Raw genomic sequence first — 587 nt, 5'->3', positions numbered from 1 at the left:
CGCGGAGGATCTGCCCGCCGCGCTCGACACCGCCAGGCGCGAGGCGAAGGCGTCGTTCGGTGACGACACGCTGTTTCTCGAGCGGCTTATCGCCCGGCCGCGCCACATCGAGGTGCAGGTCGTTGCCGACAGCCACGGCACCGTGCTGCACCTCGGTGAGCGCGAGTGCTCGCTGCAGCGGCGGCACCAGAAGGTCATCGAGGAGGCCCCGGCGCCGAACCTCACTGACGAGCTGCGTGCCAGGCTCGCGGAGGCCGCGGTCGAGACGGCGCGCAGCGTCGACTACCTGGGCGTCGGCACGGTCGAGTTCATCGTCTCTGCCGACGACCCCGAAGAGTTCGCGTTCATGGAGATGAACACCAGGCTCCAGGTTGAGCACCCCGTCACCGAGGAGGTCACGGGTGTGGATCTCGTCGCCGCGCAGCTGCGCGTCGCAGCGGGCGAACCGCTCGGCCTCACCCAGGAGGACGTGCAGATCACTGGCCACTCGATTGAGGCGCGCATTTACGCGGAGGATCTGCCCGCCGCGCTCGACACCGCCAGGCGCGAGGCGAAGGCGTCGTTCGGTGACGACACGCTGTTTCTCG

At 69.2% G+C, this 587-nt stretch carries 1 pseudogene; it reads left to right on the top strand.

What is annotated here, in order from left to right:
- Positions 1-587, top strand: a pseudogene (locus AUL38_RS03030) (acetyl/propionyl-CoA carboxylase subunit alpha); the annotation flags it as partial.

Origin of the sequence: Leucobacter sp. G161, from assembly GCF_001482305.1 — a bacterium.
In the GTDB taxonomy this organism is placed as follows: Bacteria; Actinomycetota; Actinomycetes; order Actinomycetales; family Microbacteriaceae; genus Leucobacter.
The sequence above is the reverse complement of the archived record's forward strand: the minus strand, read 5'-3'. Positions and strand labels throughout refer to the sequence as shown.